Genomic DNA, 23,382 nt, shown 5'->3' with positions numbered 1-23,382 from the left:
TGATGGCTTATGGCAGAGAAAGGCAGTAATATTGAGTTGAACAGGGGGAAGTATCCGCTCTTTTTAATCCCTCAGGTGGTTAAGGATGAGATTGATAAGCATAAGGATAAGATCCGGAGTCTGCATATAAAGAGGACCGGGGGGCACAGTTTCCGTGTTATGACGACAGTTGTCTCAGACGGGGAGGAGAAGGATGAGTGAGGAAAGAGTCCATACCGGAATTTATGGTGAGGTGGTGGTCTCGTTAAAAGATTCACTCTATTTTATCACCGGACGGGATGCGAAGAGGATTATGTTCAGTTCGGGGGCCGGCTCTCTGTATAATCTCAGGGTTGAGTGTATTCATCCTGGTGTTCTTGACGGCAGTTCTCTGCCTTTGGGGAAGGTTCAGCCCTGCGGGACTGTGAAGCTCAATCCTTCGGGGAGGGCTGTTATAATTCTTGCAGATGATGCGGCTTTTATTCTGCCGCTTAAGACTTTCTGTGATGTCTGTAAGGGTGAGGTTGTTTCGGCTGTGATTTCGCCTGCTATGACTGTTTCGGGGGTTAAACTTTGAACTGCGATGAGGCTCTGGATGCCGGCCGGGAGATTAAGAGAGCGGCATCCCTGCTCTTCTCACCCGGAGATGTGGCTGAGGTGAGGGCGTTGTCGGATTTTAAGACTTACAGCGGGTATTTTAAGAATTCTGACAGGCTGGCGGAGGAGGCTTTAGCCCTTGAGTCAGCTGGTGTGAACGGCATTTATGTGACTCTTAACAGGGTAAATCCTGTCCTCTTTTCAAGGAGGGCTGACAGGGTTAAGAGACTTTCTAAGAAGGATGCCACCACTTCGGATGCTGATATTGTACGGAGATGTTTTCTTCCGGTGGACATCGATCCTCTCAGACCTTCGGGCCTTTCGTCCTCTGATGATGAGCATGAGTATGCTCTTTCAATGGCCGGCAGGGTTGCTGAATTTTTGGGTGGTCTTGGTTTTGGAAAGCCTCTGTTTGCTGATTCCGGTAATGGTGCACATCTGCTGTACAGGATTTCCCTGCCCAATGACGGTGATTCCGGTCTTCTGGTTAAGCACTGCCTTGAGGTTCTGGATGCCCTATTTTCTGACAGCCGGGCGGCTGTTGATAAGGGGAATTATAATGCTTCGAGGATCTGGAAGCTGTACGGGACTAAGGCCTGTAAGGGGGATGATACTGCTGACCGGCCTCACAGGAGGTCAGGAATTATTTCTGTGCCTGATGATTTCTCTGTTGTTTCAAAGAATAAGCTTGTGAAGCTCTCGGAGTTCATTCCGGGGAGGAATAAGCGAAAGATTCCTGCTCTTTCCGGTGCCGGGATGAAAAAGGGTTTTGATCTGGGTGAGTGGCTCTCTTCCAATGGTATTTTAGTTAAGTCTGAGAAGCCGTGGCAGGGTGGAACACTTTTTGTTCTTGATGACTGTCCGTTTTCGTCTGCACACAGTGATGGTGCTTTTGCGGTTCAGTTTGGGAATGGTGCGGTTTTTGCCGGCTGTCATCACAACTCCTGCGGGGCCGGTGAGCAGAGGTGGAGTGAGCTTCGTGGCATGTATGAGAAGAAGGTTAAGCCTGTGAAGAGGGAGGTGGCTGCTGAACCGGTGAAGGCTGATCCTGATCTGCATGCCCGTGCCTTTGATATTTTAAGCAATGGTGACCCGCTGAAGTTTATGCTTGATACTTTTTCTAAGTGTCATATTGGTGACAAAATTGTTGCTGAGTGTATGATTATGTCGGTTGCTTCTCAGTCGGTTGATAATACGATGGGCCTGCATGTTTCTGTGTCGGGTAATTCGGGGAAGGGTAAGACTCATGTCTGTAAGAGTATGCTCAGGCTGATTCCGGATGAGTTCAAGCTGTCGGGGAGTGTGAGTGATAAGGCCCTCTTTTATAATCCGGATTTGCGGGCAGGGACGGTGTTCTGGTTTGATGATACTGCACTTTCTGAGGATTTTCAGGAGGTTTTAAAGAATTCTACCTCGAATTTTGAATCGCGTATTGAGCATATGACGCTTACTACGGAGAGGAAGCTTAAGGTGTGCAGTATTCCTGAGCGGTGTGTCTGGTGGCTTTCAAAGGTTGATGATGCAGGGGATGATCAGGTGATGAACCGTATGCTGACGGTCTGGATCGATGATTCGGCTGAACAGGACGGACGTGTTCTTGAGTACCTGAGGACTGCTGAGAGGAAGCTTAAGAAGGATGTTTCTGATGTGGGTGATATTTCAGTCTGCTGTGAGATTTGGCGGATTTTAAAGGAGAGACTTGTTTATGTGACAATTCCGTATTCTGAGAGGATCAGGTTTTTAGGTTTTTCTAACCGGAGAAATCCTTCGGTGCTCTTTGACCTTACTAAGTGTCATGCTCTGCTCTTTAGTTTCCAGAGGAGGGAGGTTGATGATGTACCGGGTGTTAAGACGATTGAGGCTGATCTCTCTGATTTTTATGCGGCTCTTGAGGTGTATAAGAAGATTGAGGGTGATTCAGGTGCTCTTACCTCTAATCTTTCAAAAAATGAGGCCAGGATGCTCTCATTTTTTGAGACTATGGAGTGGGATTATGCCACTATTAAGATGCTTCAGGATTCGCTTGATCTCTCCTATCATCAGGTGAGGAGGGTATTTCATGGTTATTCTGCGAGGGGTGTTAAGTATCCGGGGCTTTTATTTAAGTGTCCGGCGGTCTCGTATGTGGATACTGTTGTTCCGGAGGATACTCCGGCCGGGACTCTGAGGAAGAAGGAGCAGAGGTTTCTCTTTAATGCTGAGGTGTACCGGGGGTGGATTAATTCCTGTTCGGTTGTTCTTGATGATGATGATGATTCAGGGCCGGGTGACGGTGATCTGCCGGGATGTACTGCCGGTGAGGTTTTTGGGTCTCTGTCAGATGATGACGCGGGTGGTCCGGCGGGTGGTGAAGTTGCAGCACTGCACGGTGAAAACACGGTCGGGGTGCAAAATCCAAATCCTGATGATTGCGGGCTTTTTATGAATCGGAGTGGTGCTGGTGCTCTTTCAGATGGCAAAAATACCATTTTGCACTCATCTTTTGGGGCACAGCATGGTTGTCTCTCTGATATTTCCGGTTATGGCTGCTGCATTTCTGAAATGAGTGCAACTACTGATCATAGTACTATCTATTCACGCTTGTTTGACTATAGGGGAAATTTAAGGGGAGATCTAAGTTGCACTCCGGGGGTGTATGAGGGTGTCATGTTGCAAAATGGGTATGCTGATCTCTCATTTAATAATGGGGCTGGTCCTTGCGTTATGCCGGTTAATATTGCCGGCTGTTCTTCTGATCCGGGGTATATCTCCGGCAGAGGTGGCGGGGCTGTATGCTGTGATGGTTTTGTTTCTGCTTCTCTGACGGGGCATAGTTCCGGGGGTGATTCCGGCAGGGCTTCTCCTCCGGATGAGGAGTATAACAGGTTCAGGTTTATTAGTTCTGTGCAGGAAAAAAACCCTGTAATGCCTCTTCCTGGTCTGTTTAAGGCCGGAGATTTCTCAAGGGTGTATAAGGATCTTGGGGTATGTCATATCTGCGGGAAGGGCAAGGTGAGGTTTAGGTGTGAGGATTTCCGGATAAATATCTGTGACTCCTGTATGGTGAAGATTATGAAGGGTGAGGGGTGGTACAGGGGGAGATGACTTTTTGGGACCTATGGTGACACAGGAAAGGACATGAGGTCTTTGATTTTTGCTGAAAAGAGGAAAAAAGATAAGATCTTTTATGCACTGATCTCTATTTCTCCGGCTGCAACAAAGACGGCAGCAGATTTTGTCATTGTGGAAGTCTTTTCATAATTTCATCAATTTTGCGGGAAATTTCCGGTGTGAAATATGCTTCTTTGCACTGGTTACATATATATGCAGGGATCTCTCTGATTACAATTATTTTTTCGCCTGACTCAGCGATAAATTCTGTCTTTTTCGTATTTAATTTTCCTTTACAATAACTGCACCTGTCAGGAATCATTATTTTTTCTCCTTACTTTTGGATTAATCCAGTGTAACTCATCAGGGTGGTAAACTGTAATTATCCTTAAATGGTCTTTGCATATGCCTGTAACTAAATGGTATGGGCGACATCTGTAATAGTGGTGATGACTGATCATTCATAATGACCAGTTCCCTTTTCAGTTGATTTAGGCCAGGAGAATCAGTTTCCTACTTACGCATCACTGTAAAATCCTACTGTGTCGATAATAGTGAACTGTCCTGACTGTATGTTATTATGCTATAATAATTTCAGAAATTCTTCTCTTGTAAGCCCTGCCTGTTTGATAATGCTGATTATTGTTCCCTTTGCAATTTCCTGATGATTTGGAATCGTGAGCCTCCGATGTGGTTCTTTCCCCTGTCTGAGGATAATGTGGCTGCCGGTCTGATGTCAATATCATACCCCAGTTTATTGAGCGCTTTTATTGCTTCAAATGATGATATTACGGGTAATTTTGACATGAGTCAGGCATATATTTCCACTGTCTCTTCAAATATGGAAGGTGGAATCGGTTCATTATGTTTTTTTAAGCTTTCTAAGTATCCTTTGGCAGCATCTTTTATATTTTCAAGGGCTTCATTTCTGGTTTTTCCCTGAGATATGCATCCCGGAAGCGAAGGACATTCGGCAATAAATATTCCATCTTCATCCTGTTCTATAATGACTCTGAATTTCATATGACTTCAGTGATATAATATTTGGGTTCTTTTAATATTATATATTGGTTTAGGTGCTCCGGCACAGTCGTATTTTTCAGTGATATGATGTCTGAAACAGACAATGTCAGTTTAGATCAGCTGAAAAACTAATCTATGCTTTAAAATGAGCGGCCATCACTACTTTTTCAGATAGTGCCGTTAAGATGGTCATTGTTCCCTTTGCAGTTTCCTTATGATTTGGAATCCTGAGTCCCCGTGTGGCTTTTCCCCTGTCTGAGGATTATATGTGGCTGCCGGTCAGGTTCTGTTTTACTGATTTCTTCAAAAGATGATATTTGAGTATTTACTCTGGTTATAGTTGGTTATTCGTTTTTTGTTTTTATCCGGAATACTGCTGTACATAGTGCCAGGGCAGGTATCCAGAGTGGGAGGGGTGTGCCTTTTGGAGTGGCTGCACCGGCTTCTGCGGTACTGGCGGCGGGGATGTTTTCAGGTGCTGCTGTGCTCTCAGTAACTGCTCCTGTTTCTGTCCGGGCTGTTGTTGTGCTCTCAGTAACTGATGTTATGTCTGTTGGTGCTGTGGCTGTTTTGCTCTCTGTGTTTGCTGTTGTGCTTTTGGTGACTGTGAAGGACTTCTGGAGTGTTGATGACGATCCATATGAATACTCTGAGTTTTTCAGTATGGTTACTGTATATATGCCTGGAAGCCATCCTGTGGTATCCACTTCAGCAGACCACAGACCATCGTTCTGTATTGTGAAGGGCACTGTTGCAACCTTTTTGTTGCCTGTCTGGATCTTTGTGTAGAATTCCATTCCGGTAGAGAATCCTGCCGGAAGTGTGCCTGTTCCGGAGATTATCAGCGTTTCTCCGGACTGCACAGTAGCAGGCATATCGAAGTTTATGATGTATGCAGAGGCACTGCCGGCAGCGAGGAATATCAGAAGGAGAATTGCTGCGATTGTTTTTGTTCTGTTTTTAGTTTTAGTCATTGTCTTCAGTTTTCTGTGCTGGTTTCTATCCGTTTTTATATCCTGATTTTTCATATGTTTCTAATGACATCATTTGGATATATACTTTCTTTCATTCTGAAATGATGGGAAAGTAAAATTGGTATGAATATGATTATTAATGGCAGAATCCGTAAATGAAGGGATTTTCAGCAGGATATCTCTGGTATGTGGTATTGTGTGCACGTGATTATATAAAGTTTATGGATCTGAAACAGCCTGTTGCAGAAATTCCCGGCTCTAAATGTAACCTAAGTTTGACAGTTCATGTATTTCCACCCATTTGTGGCAAAAAAGAATTTGACAGTTACATACTTTTGCAGAATAATCTCTCAAAATATCCTTAATTTGAGCTTAGATTTAATGTGACATGAACATTCAAAAAATAAAACTCCCATTTTACCCTTAAATTCGGTCAACTGTCATATACAATTCCGGCTTTTTTGGATATTTTGGTATGTAAAATACATTTATGGAATTATTGTTAATTTTTCATTTTACGATAATAAGTATTATATGCTTTGGGTTCCTATATCATTTAAGCCAATGTTGATAATTCATTATGGATTTTAGTGTTGGTAAAATGTTTGGAGGATTTTAGTGAACAAAAAATTAAAAATACGTATTGGAGGGTTAGTTAGTGGGATCGAAAATTAATAATTATCATGACCTTTTTAGTATTGCTACAGGTCATACTCCTTATCCATATCAGGAAAGACTGGCAATGTCAGAGAACTTTCCTGAAATAGTTGAGGTGCCTACAGGTCTTGGAAAGACTGATGCAATAATACTTGCCTGGCTCTGGAGAAGGCGGTTTGCAGGAGATCATATCAGGGCTTTAACTCCCAGAAGATTGTTTTTTTGCCTTCCAATGAGGGTTCTTGTTGAGCAGACAAAAGATAAAGTTGAAGGTTGGCTTGATAATCTAAATCTTTCCGGGAGTAATTCGGAAACTGATGGAAATAAGATTTCTGTCACTGTATTGATGGGAGGAGAGGACAAACAAAACTGGGATCTCTACCCCGAAAGGGATGCAATTATCATCGGTACGCAGGATATGTTTCTTTCCCGTGCTCTTAACCGCGGTTATGGTATGAGCAGATACAGGTGGCCGACTCATTTTGGTCTTTTAAATAATGACTGCCTTTGGGTTATGGATGAAATTCAGCTTATGGGAAAAGGTCTGTCCACAACAATTCAGCTTCAGGCATTCCGTAATAAGATTGGAACAATTGATTCTCTTTCGGCACAGTCAGTGTGGATGAGTGCAACTTTGAATCAGGATTGGTTAAGGACTGTGGATTTTGATCCACAAAAAGAGGTTAATACAGTTCTGAAGTTAGGTGATGATGATCTAAATGTACCACCTGCCCATAAACGCATAAATGCGGTTAAGACATTAAAAAGGGCAGATAATGATTCAAAAAAACAAAAAGACCTTGCAAAAGAGATAATTTCCAGACACCAGGCAGGCACCAGAACACTGGTTGTTGTCAATACAGTAAAAAGAGCGACTGAACTCTTTAAACATATTGAGAATAATAAGCCTGATGCTGAACTTGTTCTGATACATTCAAGATTCAGACCATCTGACCGGAAAAAGGTTGTTCAGTCTCTTCTTGATGAACCTGGCGAATCAGGGACAATTACTGTCTCTACTCAGGTAATTGAGGCTGGTGTTGATGTTTCAGCTAAGGTTCTCTTTACCGAACTTGCACCCTGGTCCTCTCTTGTTCAGAGATTTGGAAGGTGCAATCGTTATGGCGAATATGATAATGCAGAAATCTACTGGATTGATGTTCCGGAAAAAGATTCTGCACCATATGATGAAAAAGAGTTTTCAGATTCTCTTGTAACATTAACTGAATTGGAAGGGAAGAGCGTTGGTCCTGCAAATCTTCCGGATAAGGTTGAAGGTTTTGTTCACAGGCAGATTATCCGGAAAAAAGAGATATTTGAGCTTTTTGATACAACTCCTGATCTAACCGGCAGTGATATTGACATCTCCAGATACATTCGGGACAGTGATGATATGGATTTTTCAGTTTTCTGGCGGGATATTGAAAAATCAAAAATTCAAGATGAAGGTCTGCCACATCGGGAGGAGCTTTGTTCTGTCCCTGTAAGTGATATAAAAAATCTGAAAGATAAACACGATGTCTGGATCTGGGGCCATATTGATGGAGAATGGAAGCTTGTCTGGAATTATAATGAGATATATCCCGGAGTAACTTTGATGCTTGATGCTAAGCAGGGTGGATATACTAATGCCAAAGGCTGGGATGTTAAATCAAAAAAGAAGGTTGATGTAATTCCATGCTCAGAAAAATCCAGAAATAAATTTTATTCTGATAATACCATTTCTGAGGGCAAATGGGAATCTGTTGCAGAGCATACTGATGAAGTGTGCAGAGAGATGGAATCAATTTTAAGAGAAATTGGTTTAGATAGTAATCTTTCCAAATCTCTAATTGAAGGTGCACGCTGGCATGATTCCGGAAAGGCACACAATTCTTTTCAGGCCATGATTAAAGAGGAATCTTTAAAGGACTTTTCAGCTCCACCTGCTGCAAAAGCTCCAAATGGTGCGTGGAAAAATTATTCCGGCCTGAAAAATCCGGGTGATGATGAAAGAAGGAAATATTTCCGTCATGAACTTGCATCCGGAATTTTAGCACTTCAGAATAACAGGAGTGATCTGGCAGCATACCTTGCAGCAGCACATCATGGAAAGGTTCGTGGTTCTATCAGGTCAATGCCGGATGAATTTATCCCTTCGGATAAGAAACGGAGGTTTGCCCGTGGAGTATGGGATGGGGATGTTGTTTATGAAACTGATCTTGGTGGGGGAATAATTATGCCGGAAACTGAGATTGATCTTTCTTATATGGATCTTGGTGCGGGAGAGAACGGACCAAGCTGGTCTGCAAGAGTTCTTAAACTCAGGGATTCTCCGGAGATTGGCCCTTTCAGACTGGCTTATCTGGAAGCATTAATGAAAGCTTCAGATGAAAGGGCAAGCGGAGGTGGTAAGAATGACTGATCTGGCACTGAAAGGCTGTACTTATGAGCCGATGTCTTCTTATCTGTCAGCACTGGCAGTACTCAGGCTTGTCAGTGAACAAAAAGACCCTGATGCTAAAGGCTGGTGGGACGATCTTGGTGTGTTTCATCTGGATTCATGCCTTGATGAAGAAGGCTTAGTCAATTTCTTCCTTGAAGAATATCATCCTACTCCGATTGTTTCACCGTGGAACGGCGGTTCTGGTTTTAATGATGGTGACAATACAGACAGCATAAATGCCATAATGGAAGATGATTCTGAACGTTTTGCTGTATATCGTGAAACTATAAGGAGAATTCGTTCATTCCCGGAAATACCAAACACTGATTTTCCGGTTAGTGGATTAATTTCTTTCCTTCGTGCAGAAGCTATTGAAATGAAAGGAAAGAAAGGTGAAGAATTTCTTGAACTTTTAGATAATACAGAGAAATTAGCACAGAAAGTACCTTCCTTATCCCCTAATGAAAATATTCTGAGTTATACTATCGAAGAACTTGATAATAAGGCTAAAGTTCCAAAAAAAGCTTCGGCAGAAGAAAAAAAGCGGTCTGCTTCAATAAAATCTGTGATGAAAGAAGCAAAAAAAATACGAAGTCAGGTTAAACAGATTCAGAAGAAAAAAGGCACAGGTAAAGAAGATATTATATCAGCCTGTCGTGATCGTCTGAGTGATCAGGTTGCTGAATGGATAGATGCCTCAACATTAATTGCTCCGGATGGTAAAGCCGTATATCCTCCGATTCTTGGAACCGGCGGGAATGATGGAAGATTTGAGTTTTCAAACAATTTTATGGGCTGTCTTAGAAGTATGCTTCTTGAAAGTGATAACTTTTCAAAAAGTCTCCTGAGAAATGCGGTTCTTGATAAGAAGACAGAAAATCTTCAGAAAATTTCAATAGGACAATATGACCCAAGCAGAACCGGAGGATTTAATCAGGGCAATGGCATCGAAAACAAAGATGAGTTTAAAGCAAATCCCTGGGTATTTATACTGACTTTTGAAGGGTCAATTCCGTGGGCAAGTTCTGTTGTAAAAAGTAAAAATATGAAATTGGGGGGTAATCATCTAATAAGAAGTCCTTTTACCGTTAGATCTGTTCAGGTAGGATATAGCTCATCTTCAGAACAGGAAAAATCACGTGCAGAGATCTGGATGCCACTGTGGAAAAATCCAACAGATTACAAAGAATTAAAATTATTCCTAAGCGAGGGGAGAACAAATGTTGGCAGAGATACGGCAACAAACAGCATAGAGTTCGCAGAAGCAGCTACATCTCTGGGTGTTGACAGGGGGATTTCAGACTTTGTCAGATATAATCTCCTTGAGAGAAGAGGTAAAAGCTATCTGGCTCTTCCGGCAGGAATCATCAATGTACATTATAAAGAGGAAAGTGACCTGATACGCGAGATTAACAGGCCATTATCACAGATCGATTCTGCACTTAGAGGAGATAATGTTCCTGGCAGCTTTAAATCTGCAAGGAGAAAGATTGATAAAAAATTATATGATGCTTTAATTTATGGGGGTAAGACAAATGTAAAATCTCTTGTATCAGCAATTGGTGAGTTTGAAAAACTTGTTTCTCAATCCGGAAATGGAAATGATCCGGTTATCAAAAAACCAATTTCAGGATTATCTCCCCGTTGGATTGAATTTGCTGATGATGGCAGCCTGGAAGTCAGGATTGCGGCTGCAATTGCTTCTATAGGGCCAACCGGTAGTGTTGGTTCAGTCAGAGCAAATATTTCTCATGTTGATCCTAAAAATCCTTATCAATGGGATAAGGGAAGAGGGCAGTTTGCATGGGAAGGAAATTCAGTTTATGCAAGACTTAGTTCAGTTCTGGCCAGAAGGATGATGGATGCCAACCGGCTGGGAGTTAAGTATAATCCACTTTGGGGAGCAATCAGAATTTCAGAGGAAGATATCAGTGCCTTTATTGAAGGACGTATTGATGAATCCCTGCTTGAAAATCTTATATTTGGTTTTAGCTGGATAAACTGGAATAAAAAAGATGAGATTGGTGAATTAAGAAAGTATCTGTTTAAGGGAGATGGGGGATGGAACACACCTGTAAAACAGGGTTTTGTCTCCCGGCCATATGCACTTTTAAAGCTATTATTCTTGCCTGATGGCATTAAAAAAGGTGATACAAAAATTGCTGTTAAGCCGGAGCCATCTGTAATTTCGCTTCTCTGTGCAAACCGGATAAATGATGCCTGCAAAATTGCTGATCGCAGACTAAGAACAAAAGATTTCATTCCGGTTACAAACTCTTTTCCGGATGGAAAGGATGGTGTTCGTATCTCAGCAGCTCTTCTTATTCCTTTAGGAAAAGAGGGTCGGCTTAAGAAGCTGGTACTGAAAGAGGAAAAAAAGATTTAAATTTAATTTGAGGTGTAAAAAATGACTAAAGTAACAATAGATTCTGAAAAATTTAAGAACGTTCCAAGAATATTAATCGAAGCTGATTTAAAAGTTATCCAGGGTGACAGGTTCCAGCCTACGGGTTTCCCGGATTTGGGTGCAGCTGTGTACGAAAAGCCGGATGGCAAAAGAATGATCCTTGTTGAATCAGCTCAGTCAATTGCCAACAGGCTTGAGGCTACAATCCTTGATGAATCCGGAATAGAAATTGCAGAAGAGTTTGAAGGACTGCCATATATAAGAGCTAAGCTTTCCGGAGAGGTAGATGATGATAAGTATTCAGCAAGTACCACATCTTTGATCGAAGCTCACAGAATAAATTCTCCGTTTATTATCAGCAATGACGAATTTAAGGAAGAATTTAAGAAAAAAGCAGAATATGATAAAGGTAAACCACTGAACTGGAAGAAGATTGCGTCAGCACTCCTCTATTATGATTCAAACTCTCTTCTTCATGGTGCTTTTATGGCAAATCTTGAAGATGGAAGGGTCAAAGTTCAGCGTGCACTGACGGGTTTCATTGAAGCAGAGGGAATCAATGAGGTTTCTTCAGGTGGAGTTAAGAATAATCCTCTTGATCCAACTGGTAAAATCAGGGCAGACAATTATGATAAGGATGTCTATGGAAATGTTCCTTATCACCGTATGGAATATACTGCTGAGAGAATTACTGCATATTTTAACTTTGATATTTCATTGTTTGAAGGATATGGTCTTCCTAAAGAGGCAAAAGAACTTCTTATTGCACTGGGTTTATACAAGATCAGGAAACTGCTCAACAATGGTCTGAGGCTTAGAACATCCTGTGATTTTGTTGTTAAGGATGATGTCAAAGTAGTAAGCTCTGGTGATTTTGTTATTCCTTCTGAATCTGAGCTTCTTAAGATTGTAATGGACAGAATTCAGGTATGCAAATCATCAGGTCTCTTTGCAGATCCGGCAGTTACTGAGTTGTCAACCGAAGTAATAAAGAAAGTCAATGATTCGGATAAGAAAAGTGAATCAAGCTAACAGGAGGGCCTTAAGCCATGCTCGCTATTGAAATGAGGTTTCTTACCGGACGTTTCCATGCAACTCCGTGGGGGAGAAATGTGAATGAGGGTGTTCCGGAGTGGCCACCTTCACCATACCGTCTTATTCGTGCTCTTTATGATGTGTGGAAACGTAAATTGCCTTCCTGGCCGGAAGGGCGTGTGGAATCAATCTTCTGTGAACTTGCCAGTGAGTGTCCTGTGTTTGAACTTCCTGAAGCCAATGCATCACATACACGATCTTATCTCAGTCAGAATAAAGAAAAAATTACAGATAAAGCTCTAATATTCGATGCTTTCGTAATAATTCCACGTGAATCTGTAGTTAAGATGATGTGGCGTAATGTAGAACTTCCGGAGGATAAAATCAAGGATTTGAACGCTATGCTCTCTAAGCTCAATTATTTTGGAAGATCTGAGTCGTGGGTTGATGCTAAAATAATCTCTGAGGTTAATGGTACAGGCTGGAATTGTGGTCCTGAATATCGTGAAGTTGAAGACAGGAATATAGAACCTGTAAAGGTTGCCTGTCCTGTTGCTGCTGAAGATTACGAAAAAAATCCTTATATTGTAAAGGCAAAGAAAAAAAAGGAAAAGGATCGGGAAGTCAACTGGATGGATTCTTTTACATTCAAAACTTCAGATATGCTTGATTCAGGTCTTAATGTTCCGCCCGGATTTCAGTTTGTTACATATCTCAGGCAGGCCAACTGCTTTAAATCTACAAAACCAGTAATTTCTGAGTCTGATCGTTCAGGATATACCGGAGTAATTTATGCACTTGAGTCAAAGGTGACTCCATCTGTAAGGGAGACTATTGAGGTGTCTGAACGTCTTCACCGGAAGATTATGGGCATTTATAAGAGAGTGGTTAATGATCCTGAGAATAGGTCTGCCGCTTTTAGTGGAAGGGATGCTGATGGAAGCCCACTTAAAGATCATAAGCACGCCTACATTCTGCCGGTTGACATGGATAAGGATGGCTGGCTGGATCATCTTGTTGTAGTTTCAAAAAAACCTTTTAGCTCTGAAGAAATAACTGCACTGGATCGTCTGGATAAAGTATGGCAGCCGAAGGGTAAGCCGGATATTTATTTTGTTCCGCTTAAATGGGGGAATTATAAAGAAATTCCTGATGAAATTCCAAAAACGAAATTCATCAGTTCAACACCGTTTGTACCGCCAAGACATTACCGAAAAGGTCGGGGGGACTTTATGGAATGGCTTGCAGGTGAAGTGAAGAAGGAGGCTGTTTATCATGGTCTGCCGGAGCCTGTAGAAGTAAAACCGGTTGAGAAACTGTTACTGGATAATGGAAGATCTCTTCGGTGGCTTGAATTCAGGCGTAGCAGAAAAGGGGAAAACAGGCAGATTGGGTATGGTTTTGAAATTGTATTTTCAGAGCCTGTTTCCGGTCCCGTTGCTCTTGGTTATGGTGCACATTTTGGCCTTGGCCAGTTTGTTCCGGAATAAAAATTAAATTTAATCATGGGGATTGATCAAAAATGGATGGGGAAGAAGTTCCTGACTTAATTCCGGCCCGGATGCTTAATGAATTTACATACTGTCCGAGGTTGTGTTACATTGAATGGGTGCAGGGGGAATTTGAGGATAATGCTGATACTGTAGATGGGCGGTTCCAGCACAGAAGAGTAGATCAGAGTCGGGGGGTGGTGCCTGATTCTGAGGAAATTAAGGAATTTAATGCCAGATCTGTTGATATTTCCGCACCAGAGACTGGGATTATATGCCGCCTTGATCTTGTCGGGGGTAATGGTAAATCTGTTACACCTGTAGAGTATAAACGTGGATCTGTGCCCGATGTTGAAGGTGGAGCGTATGAATCTGATAAAGTTCAGCTCTGTGCTCAGGGACTTGCACTTAAAGAAAATGGTTATGAATGCAGTGAGGGCATGATCTACTTTGTCAAATCAAAGCGGAAAGTATCTGTTCCATTTGATGATTATCTAATCAACCGGACAAAGGAACTCTTAGATAGTTTAAGAGAAATGGCTGCATCCGGCAAAATCCCTCCACCACTTATAGATAGTCCTAAGTGTATCCGCTGCTCAATTTCAGGAATCTGTCTTCCTGATGAGATTAACTCTTTAAGAGAATCTGAAAAGGCCGATGAAGGAACTTTACAGGTCAGGAAATTTCTTCCGGCAAGAGATGATCAGGTGCCTCTGTATGTTTCAGGATATGGCCAGTTATTAAGGAAAAAAGGTGAAAGGATTGAGATCTGGTCAAAGAAAGAGAAGTTGGGAGATGCAAAAATAAGGGAATTATCGCAGGTATCCCTTTATGGAGGTGTTTCTGCTACAACTCCGGTATTTACGGAACTTTTGCAGAGGAACATTCCCATAAGCTACTTTTCTTATGGTGGCTGGTTTTATGGTTTTTCCCAGGGGAATTCACATAAGAATGTTGAACTCCGGATTAAACAGTTTTCTGTTGCCGGTGACAATGAAAAATCCCTGAAACTGGCACAGAAGTTTGTAAATGGGAAAATTCTTAATTGCAGGACGATTTTACGGAGGAATGATCAGGGTGTATCTACGGATGTATTGAGTTCTCTGAAAAAGCTTGCAAATGATGCTGAATCTTCAGAAAATTTCCGGACACTGCTGGGAATTGAGGGTGGTGCTGCTCAGATATACTTTTCCAGGTTTAACAGTCTGTTAAAATCACAGGACGAGTGGTTTTTATTTAATAACCGGAATCGGAGGCCACCGAAAGATCCTGTTAATGCAGTTCTTTCGTATCTTTACGGTGTTATGGTGAAGGAGTTCTTTGTTACTCTTCTTGCAACCGGGTTTGATCCATATCTTGGTTTTTATCATCAGCCACGTTATGGAAGACCTGCCCTTGCACTTGATCTTATGGAAGAGTTCCGGCCGATAATTGCTGATTCGGTTACTTTTACTTTGTTTAATAATGGGGAGCTTTCAGAGTCGGATTTTATATGCAGAGGTCTGGGAGTAACTATGACTCCTGAGGGAAAAAAGACAGTACTTAATGGATATGAAAGACGGATTAATACCGAAGTGAAACATCCTTTGTTTGGCTATAAGGTCAGTTACAGGCGTATTTTTGAAGTTCAGGCAAGGTTAATTGCCAGGGTTTTAGATGGGGAAATTGATGAATATCCTCCGTTTCTGACAAGGTGATATTATGGGCCGGCTTAAGGTGTTTATTGTCAGTTATGATGTTTCTGATCCTAAGAGATTGTACAGAGTGCATAAAACGATGAAAGGGTTTGGCGACCCGATACATTATTCTGTATTCAGATGTAATCTGTCAGATAAAGATAAAATTGAATTAATCGCGATATTGTCAGAGATTATTAAGCATGATGAAGACAGGATTATGATTATTGATCTTGGATTTGCTTGTGGGGATGTTGATAATCGTATAGATCTAATTGGGGTTCATCCGGAGGAAAATAACAATCAGGCAATAATATTCTAATTATGTATGACTTTGGTCAAATTTCGAGAGCCGGAGTGGTGTGCTGGTGTTTTAATACCCTCTCGAAAAACGGATTGTTTCAGATATTTAAAAAAATGGATCTGAATGAATCTTAAATTAGATGTATTATCCAATATTGAGCTCAATTATCTAATATATTGTCTTGTGTTGCTAATGATGAATTTGTCTGAAAAATGGAACGATAAAAATTCTATTGATCCGAAATTGACTGAAAATCAGAAGTTCCAAAAGCTATTTATTTTCATTTTTTCATTATATATAACAGGGACTCTTTCCACATCTGAAAAGATGTGGCTCCATTGAAGTGAGCGCACCTGGAAGGGCGTTGAAATTGAGACCACCGATCTTTCCACATCTGAAAAGATGTGGCTCCATTGAAGTGCCGGAATAAATCTTAATGGATTCGTCCCACAACCCCTTTCCACATCTGAAAAGATGTGGCTCCATTGAAGTTCGCGTAATTCCGGATTTTCACTCTGACTATTTTTTCTTTCCACATCTGAAAAGATGTGGCTCCATTGAAGTAAGGGTGAATTAAAGGAAGTGATAAAATCAAGGTAACCTTTCCACATCTGAAAAGATGTGGCTCCATTGAAGTCCGTTTATATATCCTCTGAAGTGTGAAGATGAACCGTATCTTTCCACATCTGAAAAGATGTGGCTCCATTGAAGTTCCGGAAAAAACCAGAGACTGAATTTCTTTATGTCTCCTTTCCACATCTGAAAAGATGTGGCTCCATTGAAGTAGCGCATATTATGACAATGCACGCACCGGGATATACTTTCCACATCTGAAAAGATGTGGCTCCATTGAAGTGCAAGCATATTTATATCCTGATCGTTTCTGACTGTCCTTTCCACATCTGAAAAGATGTGGCTCCATTGAAGTGGCACCTTTATATTGTCCAGGTCTGCTTTTGTCTCCTTTCCACATCTGAAAAGATGTGGCTCCATTGAAGTGTAATTTAGCTCACACCCACGCCTGAGTTTATTCCACCTTTCCACATCTGAAAAGATGTGGCTCCATTGAAGTTTAGAGGATTGGGGCGCAGTAGTACGGGCAATCAGAAACTTTCCACATCTGAAAAGATGTGGCTCCATTGAAGTATCTCTCAAAACCTCAGATCAAATCCCATATCCAAAGCTTTCCACATCTGAAAAGATGTGGCTCCATTGAAGTATGCCTCTCAGTCAGGCCACGACAACTCTGTGACGCTTTCCACATCTGAAAAGATGTGGCTCCATTGAAGTAATAATCCACTCGACATCATCGCTCCAACGGATTCACTTTCCACATCTGAAAAGATGTGGCTCCATTGAAGTAAATACTCTGCTTCTTCCCATGCTTCGTTAAGCGCATCCTTTCCACATCTGAAAAGATGTGGCTCCATTGAAGTTAAGGGGCTGACCTCACAGCACATTACATCAAGTACTTTCCACATCTGAAAAGATGTGGCTCCATTGAAGGCCAATTAAGGCATATTCTGTAATTGCCCCTTTTATCTTTCCACATCTGAAAAGATGTGGCTCCATTGAAGGGTGGTTTTCTCTGACCTATGGCCGTCTTTTTCGGAACTTTCCACATCTGAAAAGATGTGGCTCCATTGAAGGGTATATGATGCCCGTGATGAAATATACACAGACAATCTTTCCACATCTGAAAAGATGTGGCTCCATTGAAGGAACTGCAATAGGCCGGACGCGCCTTCGCTGTCAGGACACTTTCCACATCTGAAAAGATGTGGCTCCATTGAAGCTAATTGCAATCACTTCAGATACATCTGGCCTTAAGACTTTCCACATCTGAAAAGATGTGGCTCCATTGAAGCGATATGCCAGATGAAGTTCCTACAATACAGAGTGCACTCTTTCCACATCTGAAAAGATGTGGCTCCATTGAAGCTAAAATTGCAGTTTTTCGGTAGAATAATGCCACGTACTCTTTCCACATCTGAAAAGATGTGGCTCCATTGAAGCACTGCCGCGATCTTTGTACCGCTCGGCCATTCACGAGCTTTCCACATCTGAAAAGATGTGGCTCCATTGAAGCCTTGGCGGACTTGAAGGGCCTTCAGCATATAGTAACTTTCCACATCTGAAAAGATGTGGCTCCATTGAAGCTCTGCAAAGCCGTCTCCGGAGACAGCTGCATCAACGACTTTCCACATCTGAAAAGATGTGGCTCCATTGAAGCAAGCGCCTTGAACGGGCGAAAAAAGACAGTGAGTCCTTTCCACATCTGAAAAGATGTGGCTCCATTGAAGCTACAGATTCGTTTCCATTAAGGCGATCCTTTCTTCACTTTCCACATCTGAAAAGATGTGGCTCCATTGAAGCATAAATCCTGAAACAGGAAAGCGAGGCGGGTCTCCAACACTTTCCACATCTGAAAAGATGTGGCTCCATTGAAGCCCCACCTTTCAGCTGACACCATACCGGATTATCTCTTCTTTCCACATCTGAAAAGATGTGGCTCCATTGAAGCGATATACGTTGGTTTTGGGTGCGATGGTGATGGGACCTTTCCACATCTGAAAAGATGTGGCTCCATTGAAGCTTACAGCCTGTATAAACAGTCTCCGGCGTGTTGTCGGTCTTTCCACATCTGAAAAGATGTGGCTCCATTGAAGGCTTACAGGCGCAATTTCTCTGCTCACCTGTTACATACTCTTTCCACATCTGAAAAGATGTGGCTCCATTGAAGCCCAAGTTCTGATCATCAGTGCTGACTCTGGCATATACTTTCCACATCTGAAAAGATGTGGCTCCATTGAAGCTTCATCTCCAGGAATTCATACAGTCTATTGGCGTACTTTCCACATCTGAAAAGATGTGGCTCCATTGAAGGATATGCAATCCGCTTCATATAGCTCAGATCTTATTACCTTCTTTCCACATCTGAAAAGATGTGGCTCCATTGAAGCGAAGAGTTCTGTATGGCATACTGCAATACAGACCAGCTTTCCACATCTGAAAAGATGTGGCTCCATTGAAGCTCACTCTGGTTTTTGTTGCTTTTTCTGTCATATCTTTCTTTCCACATCTGAAAAGATGTGGCTCCATTGAAGCAACATCTTCTGAAAGCCCGGCCTGTCAGTATTTTTTCTTTCCACATCTGAAAAGATGTGGCTCCATTGAAGCTATTGTAAATGCCATATCCCATGCGACACCATCTACTTTCCACATCTGAAAAGATGTGGCTCCATTGAAGCTGGCGGGTGCGGCATCAGGCATGATGAATAATAATTCCTTTCCACATCTGAAAAGATGTGGCTCCATTGAAGCGGAGGTGCACCCGATGAAGAGCTGTCCGATGCCAACACACCTTTCCACATCTGAAAAGATGTGGCTCCATTGAAGCTGGAAATAATGGAGCATTTCATAAACCGGCACGAAATTCTTTCCACATCTGAAAAGATGTGGCTCCATTGAAGCGTGAGTGGCATCTGAAGAATTCCCTTTTCAGCATCTTCTTTCCACATCTGAAAAGATGTGGCTCCATTGAAGCATTACCTGGCTTTTTTGGTGCTGCTGATACAAGCCCTTTCCACATCTGAAAAGATGTGGCTCCATTGAAGCCTGCTCTGTGGATCTGTGGTCGGGGGTTGGTGCTGCTGCTTTCCACATCTGAAAAGATGTGGCTCCATTGAAGCATCACAACTCCAAATCCTATAATGTTCCGGCCATGTGCTTTCCACATCTGAAAAGATGTGGCTCCATTGAAGCGCTGATAACCCCGATTTCCATTATGATGCAATGCAACTTTCCACATCTGAAAAGATGTGGCTCCATTGAAGCTCTAACTGTTGCAACATACAGAAGTGCTCTACTGCCCTTTCCACATCTGAAAAGATGTGGCTCCATTGAAGCTGCCAGGCTGCTGGCTGGACTCCGGAGCAGGTTGCCAAGCTCTTTCCACATCTGAAAAGATGTGGCTCCATTGAAGGAATCCTTGTTTTAGTGGATGGGTCTCTTCTTCCCACTTTCCACATCTGAAAAGATGTGGCTCCATTGAAGTGATCCTTATCGGGTTTCAATCATCGCTGTGACTCAACTTTCCACATCTGAAAAGATGTGGCTCCATTGAAGCAATCCACACACCCGTAAAGGTGTAACATCCGGAGTTTTTTCCACATCTGAAAAGTTGTGGCTCCATTTAGGCACCAGGGATGCAGTAGCCAGAAAAAATCCACAAGCTGGTTATCATATACGGGAGGATATGATACTTTGAAGTAATCTTATACCCCATATATATTACTTCAGGCAGTCATGTTACCATGTCTAAAAGGATATGGCTCCATTGAAGCACGATTATAAGAATTAATTTTATAATTTGCCTGAATAGTTTCCATATCCAAAAGGATGTGGCTCCATTGAAGTAAGTGATGGTTATGTGGGTAGTTATAACAGATTCCATAAAATCACTTCTATTTTCAGCAGGGTTGTGACGCATTTTTTCAGTCAAATACCAGATTTACGGAATATTTGACTTAATTTGTGATTCAACCCATCAAATGTTACCCACTTAAAAAAGCGAGGGGCCTGTACAATACCTTATGTGATTATTGTTTATTTGCGTGTGGAAATCTGTAAAATGAGATATGTCATGTATTATCTATTATTGTAATAATACGCGCCTGCATTTGTACCTGATACTATATAATATTCTTTTGGTATGTTCCGGAAATATGAACTATTATTTCTTAATATCCAAAATTATAAAATATTATGTCTGAAAAGTTCCCGGAATATCACATTTAATATTTGTATTATGTGGCAGTTTTATCTATGGTTGGTGCATATCAAAAATTACATGTACCCGTATAAATATGAAGAATCTGAAATACGGATATTACTAATTGATGATGACTCATTATTTCTTGAAATAATTAAAAAATTTCTTGAAAGTTCCGGCGGAATAAATGTCACAGCAGTTTCAGATGCAGACGATGCAGTTGAATTACTGTCAGGTAAAAAATATGATGTAATTGTCTCAGATTACCTGATGCCCGGAATGGATGGTATAGAATTTTTAAAATATGTCCGGATGAACCACGAGAATATACCTTTCATACTTTTTACAGGCAAAGGAGATAAGGATGTAGCTATAGAAGCAATAAATAACTGTGTTGATTATTATATCAATAAAAATAACGATACTGAGGCACAGTTTAAGGAGCTTGAATTAAGAATCCGCAATATCGCATCAAAGGGAATAACCGAGAAAATACTTCAGAGAAGATATCTGTTTGAAAAAACAATATCTAAAATTTCATCCCGTTTTGTTAATTTTAAAGATTTCAGAGAGGTGGTGGATAAATCAATATATGATTTGGGGGGTTTTACCTGTGCAGAGCGTGTAAATCTCTTCCTTTTAGATAATGTCAATAATATATATGACCTGACAAACTCATGGGTCCGGGAAAATACGGCAAAAAGAGAGAAGATTGTCACAATTCCGGAAGGGAAAATTTCCTGGCTCTTAACCGGAATTAAAGAGAGGAAATTTATTTATCTTACGTCATGTGACAGAGTTCCTGAAGAAGGAAGAAGAGATTATGAATATCTCTCTGATATTGGTATTAACTCACTGATTCTTCTCCCCATAACTGTAAACAATAAACTCGATGGATTTATCTCTATTGAGAATTTTGAAGTGTCACCCGGATGTACAACCGGAAATATGGAAATTCTGACAGTCGTGGCAGACATTTTCAGCGGTGCAATAGAAAGGCTGAGGAAGGATACTTCACTTCTTAAAAAGAATGAAGAACTTATTGCATCCAATGAGACCCTATCTGCGGCTGAAGAGGAATTAAAGCAGCAGCTTGAAATTCTTCTGGAGGCACAGAGGACGTTAATTGAGAGTGAGGAGAAGTACTGCCTGTTATTCAGGAATTTAAATTTTGGGTTTGCCCTGCATGAAATTATTACAGACGGGGAAGGAAAGCCTTCTGATTATCGTTTTGTAGAGGTGAATCCGGCTTTTGAGAGACTGACCGGGCTGAAAAACTGTGATATTGCCGGAAAAACAGTTCTTGAGGTACTTCCCGGCACTGAAGATTACTGGATTGAAAGTTATGGAAAGGTTGCACTTACCGGAGAACCATTACTGATTGAGAGATACAGCAATGAAATCAGCAAATATTTCTCAGTATCGGCATATTCACCCAAACCCGGATATTTTGCGACAATATTTAATGATATAACTGCTAAAAAGGAGGCAGAGGAGAGTGCGGAGCAGCTCGGTCACATACTTGAAAATTCCTTAAATGAAATATATATATTTGATACAGATACACTGAAATTTCAGTATGCCAACCGTGGTGCGAGGATAAATATTGGCTATTCTGAAGAAGAACTGCTGAATATGACTCCTGTTGATTTAAAACCGGAATTTACGGCTGAAAAGTTTGAAGAAGTTATTGCACCGCTTAAATCAGGTAAAGCTGAATATGTGGATTTTATCACAGCTCACAGAAGAAAAGACGGTTCATGCTATCCTGTTAAGGTGCATCTTCAAATCACAAAGTCCGGTAAAAAAGAGGTTTTTGCGGCAATAATAATTGATATTACCGACAGGGTTGAGTCTGAGCGTGAACTTGACAGGAGCAGGTTTATTCTTGATGAAGCCCTGAACGGCAGCCGGGCAGGACTGTGGGAGTATAATGCTCAAAACAATATAATTAAAATTCAGTTTACTGATACCTGGGAGGAAATACTGGGGTATTCTCCGGATGATTTTCCGGGTATAACAAAATCCGGTATTAGTTCTGAGTTATGGCTGAATCTAATTCATCCGGATGATGTCAGCTATGTACGGGAGAGGTTAGATGACTGCATCAATGGTAATTCCGGCTATTATGATACTGAGTACAGAATGAAGCATAAATCCGGCAGATGGATCTGGGTGCATGCAAGAGGGAGGGTAAAAAAATCTGATGCTGATGGAATTCCTCAGATAATATACGGCACTCATATAGATATTACTGCCCGTAAAAATGCTGAAGAAGCACTAAAGCTGAGCAATAATAAATTAAAGATGCTCTCTGAGATCTCCCGTCATGATATTTTAAATCAGATTACAGCACTTAAAGTTTATACAATGTTTTCAAGGGAGATCGTTTCGGATGAGGATGTAAATCCAAAACTCAATGAATACCTTAAGAAGATAGAAAAAAGTCTTAATGTTGTATTAAATCAGATTGAATTTTCCAGAAATTATCAGAAACTTGGAATTGAGAATCCAAAGTGGTATGAAGTCTCTAAAATTATAAAGACGAGTATAACAGATGGCCTCTCATGCAGAGACAATTGCAGCGGACTTTATATCTATGCTGATCCCATGATTGAGATGGTCTTTAACAATCTCTTTGAAAATACAGTCCGTCATGGAATAAACCCGTCTTCTGTCAGTGTTCATTTTGAGCCGGAAGATAAATGCTGTAAAATAATTTATGAAGATGACGGGGGTGGAATTTCGGATAAGAAGAAAGGTATGATCTTCAATCGCGGTTTTGGTGAAAATACCGGCATGGGCCTGTTTCTTGCAAGGGAGATACTCTCTATTACCGGAATTACAATTGAGGAGAATGGCAGGGCCGGTTCAGGTGCAAGATTTGAGATGACAGTGCCTGATGGAATGTGGAAAATATAGTGGCCGGTTTCTGAATAAATCTCCTATGA

General features: G+C 41.4%; 14 protein-coding genes and 1 CRISPR repeat array. Of the genes, 10 read left to right on the top strand and 4 right to left on the bottom strand.

All coding sequences use genetic code 11. The features are described 5' to 3' along the window. The first annotated feature begins 9 nt into the window (after window positions 1-9). From L6E24_RS03130 to L6E24_RS03120, 3 genes are read left to right on the top strand one after another with little or no spacing between them, the layout of a single operon-like run. Entirely contained in the window at window positions 10-201 is a 192-nt protein-coding gene (locus tag L6E24_RS03130) for a hypothetical protein (RefSeq protein WP_257743267.1), read from the top strand. After that, window positions 194-556, top strand: a complete 363-nt coding sequence (locus tag L6E24_RS03125; RefSeq protein WP_257743266.1) for a hypothetical protein — start codon at window positions 194-196, stop codon at window positions 554-556. The genes L6E24_RS03130 and L6E24_RS03125 overlap by 8 nt, the downstream gene beginning before the upstream one ends. After that, window positions 553-3,660, top strand: coding sequence for an MTBMA_p00010-related P-loop-containing protein (locus L6E24_RS03120; protein WP_257743265.1), 3,108 nt, complete (start codon window positions 553-555; stop codon window positions 3,658-3,660). Before L6E24_RS03125 ends, L6E24_RS03120 begins: the two co-directional genes overlap by 4 nt. Window positions 3,661-3,793: 133 nt before the next feature. Here L6E24_RS03120 and L6E24_RS03115 read toward each other — a convergent pair whose 3' ends face one another. The 4 genes from L6E24_RS03115 to L6E24_RS03100 all read right to left on the bottom strand — a co-directional run bounded on the left by L6E24_RS03115 (window position 3,794) and on the right by L6E24_RS03100 (window position 5,663). Continuing rightward, window positions 3,794-3,988 carry a type II toxin-antitoxin system MqsA family antitoxin gene (locus L6E24_RS03115; RefSeq protein WP_257743264.1) on the bottom strand — a complete coding sequence of 65 codons (195 nt, stop codon included), beginning with the start codon at window positions 3,986-3,988 and terminating at the stop codon, window positions 3,794-3,796. A 261-nt stretch (window positions 3,989-4,249) separates the two neighbouring features. Further along, a complete protein-coding gene (locus tag L6E24_RS03110) occupies window positions 4,250-4,381 on the bottom strand; it encodes a type II toxin-antitoxin system HicA family toxin (protein WP_505481589.1) in 132 nt (43 codons plus the stop codon). 95 nt (window positions 4,382-4,476) lie between these two features. Continuing rightward, window positions 4,477-4,689, bottom strand: coding sequence for a type II toxin-antitoxin system HicB family antitoxin (locus L6E24_RS03105; RefSeq protein WP_004078501.1), 213 nt, complete (start codon window positions 4,687-4,689; stop codon window positions 4,477-4,479). Window positions 4,690-5,033: 344 nt separating this feature from the next. Beyond that, window positions 5,034-5,663, bottom strand: a complete 630-nt coding sequence (locus L6E24_RS03100) for a hypothetical protein (protein WP_257743263.1) — start codon at window positions 5,661-5,663, stop codon at window positions 5,034-5,036. Window positions 5,664-6,321: 658 nt separating this feature from the next. On the opposite strand from L6E24_RS03100, the gene cas3g reads away from it, so the two are divergent. The 7 genes from cas3g to L6E24_RS03065 all read left to right on the top strand — a co-directional run bounded on the left by cas3g (window position 6,322) and on the right by L6E24_RS03065 (window position 23,353). Further along, a complete protein-coding gene (cas3g, locus tag L6E24_RS03095; protein WP_443987714.1) occupies window positions 6,322-8,724 on the top strand; it encodes a type I-G CRISPR-associated helicase/endonuclease Cas3g in 2,403 nt (800 codons plus the stop codon). After that, complete coding sequence (cas8g1, locus tag L6E24_RS03090) at window positions 8,717-11,131, top strand: type I-G CRISPR-associated protein Cas8g1/Csx17 (RefSeq protein ID WP_257743261.1); 2,415 nt, start codon at window positions 8,717-8,719, stop codon at window positions 11,129-11,131. Before cas3g ends, cas8g1 begins: the two co-directional genes overlap by 8 nt. A gap of 21 nt (window positions 11,132-11,152) precedes the next feature. Further along, complete coding sequence (gene cas7g / locus L6E24_RS03085) at window positions 11,153-12,184, top strand: type I-G CRISPR-associated RAMP protein Csb1/Cas7g (protein WP_257743260.1); 1,032 nt, start codon at window positions 11,153-11,155, stop codon at window positions 12,182-12,184. Between the two features lie 17 nt (window positions 12,185-12,201). Beyond that, window positions 12,202-13,677, top strand: coding sequence for a type I-G CRISPR-associated protein Csb2 (csb2, locus tag L6E24_RS03080; protein WP_257743259.1), 1,476 nt, complete (start codon window positions 12,202-12,204; stop codon window positions 13,675-13,677). 32 nt (window positions 13,678-13,709) lie between these two features. After that, window positions 13,710-15,374 (top strand): CRISPR-associated endonuclease Cas4g/Cas1g, encoded by a 1,665-nt coding sequence (gene cas4g/cas1g / locus L6E24_RS03075; RefSeq protein ID WP_257743258.1) that lies wholly within the window; start codon window positions 13,710-13,712, stop codon window positions 15,372-15,374. Between the two features lie 4 nt (window positions 15,375-15,378). Then, entirely contained in the window at window positions 15,379-15,675 is a 297-nt protein-coding gene (gene cas2, locus L6E24_RS03070; protein WP_257743257.1) for a CRISPR-associated endonuclease Cas2, read from the top strand. 291 nt (window positions 15,676-15,966) lie between these two features. Next, window positions 15,967-19,858: direct repeats of the CRISPR family, unit length 36 nt; unit sequence CTTTCCACATCTGAAAAGATGTGGCTCCATTGAAGC. 651 nt (window positions 19,859-20,509) lie between these two features. Then, the gene (locus L6E24_RS03065; RefSeq protein ID WP_257743256.1) at window positions 20,510-23,353 is read left to right on the top strand and encodes a PAS domain S-box protein; all 2,844 of its coding nucleotides are present in this window, start codon (window positions 20,510-20,512) and stop codon (window positions 23,351-23,353) included. The last annotated feature ends 29 nt before the right edge of the window (window positions 23,354-23,382 follow it).

Origin of the sequence: Methanoplanus endosymbiosus (assembly GCF_024662215.1) — an archaeon.
GTDB lineage: Archaea > Halobacteriota > Methanomicrobia > Methanomicrobiales > Methanomicrobiaceae > Methanoplanus > Methanoplanus endosymbiosus.
This window is presented reverse-complemented; position numbering and strand designations above follow the sequence as displayed.

Excerpts from the sequence above, each read along its gene's own strand:
- L6E24_RS03130 (WP_257743267.1), top strand. The coding sequence starts at position 10 with ATGGCAGAGAAAGGCAGTAATATTGAGTTGAACAGGGGGAAGTATCCG.
- L6E24_RS03125 (WP_257743266.1), top strand. The coding sequence starts at position 194 with ATGAGTGAGGAAAGAGTCCATACCGGAATTTATGGTGAGGTGGTGGTC.
- L6E24_RS03115 (WP_257743264.1), bottom strand. The coding sequence starts at position 3,988 with ATGATTCCTGACAGGTGCAGTTATTGTAAAGGAAAATTAAATACGAAA.
- L6E24_RS03105 (WP_004078501.1), bottom strand. The coding sequence starts at position 4,689 with ATGAAATTCAGAGTCATTATAGAACAGGATGAAGATGGAATATTTATT.
- L6E24_RS03100 (WP_257743263.1), bottom strand. The coding sequence starts at position 5,663 with ATGACTAAAACTAAAAACAGAACAAAAACAATCGCAGCAATTCTCCTT.
- cas8g1 (WP_257743261.1), top strand. The coding sequence starts at position 8,717 with ATGACTGATCTGGCACTGAAAGGCTGTACTTATGAGCCGATGTCTTCT.
- cas7g (WP_257743260.1), top strand. The coding sequence starts at position 11,153 with ATGACTAAAGTAACAATAGATTCTGAAAAATTTAAGAACGTTCCAAGA.
- csb2 (WP_257743259.1), top strand. The coding sequence starts at position 12,202 with ATGCTCGCTATTGAAATGAGGTTTCTTACCGGACGTTTCCATGCAACT.
- cas4g/cas1g (WP_257743258.1), top strand. The coding sequence starts at position 13,710 with ATGGATGGGGAAGAAGTTCCTGACTTAATTCCGGCCCGGATGCTTAAT.
- cas2 (WP_257743257.1), top strand. The coding sequence starts at position 15,379 with ATGGGCCGGCTTAAGGTGTTTATTGTCAGTTATGATGTTTCTGATCCT.
- L6E24_RS03065 (WP_257743256.1), top strand. The coding sequence starts at position 20,510 with ATGTACCCGTATAAATATGAAGAATCTGAAATACGGATATTACTAATT.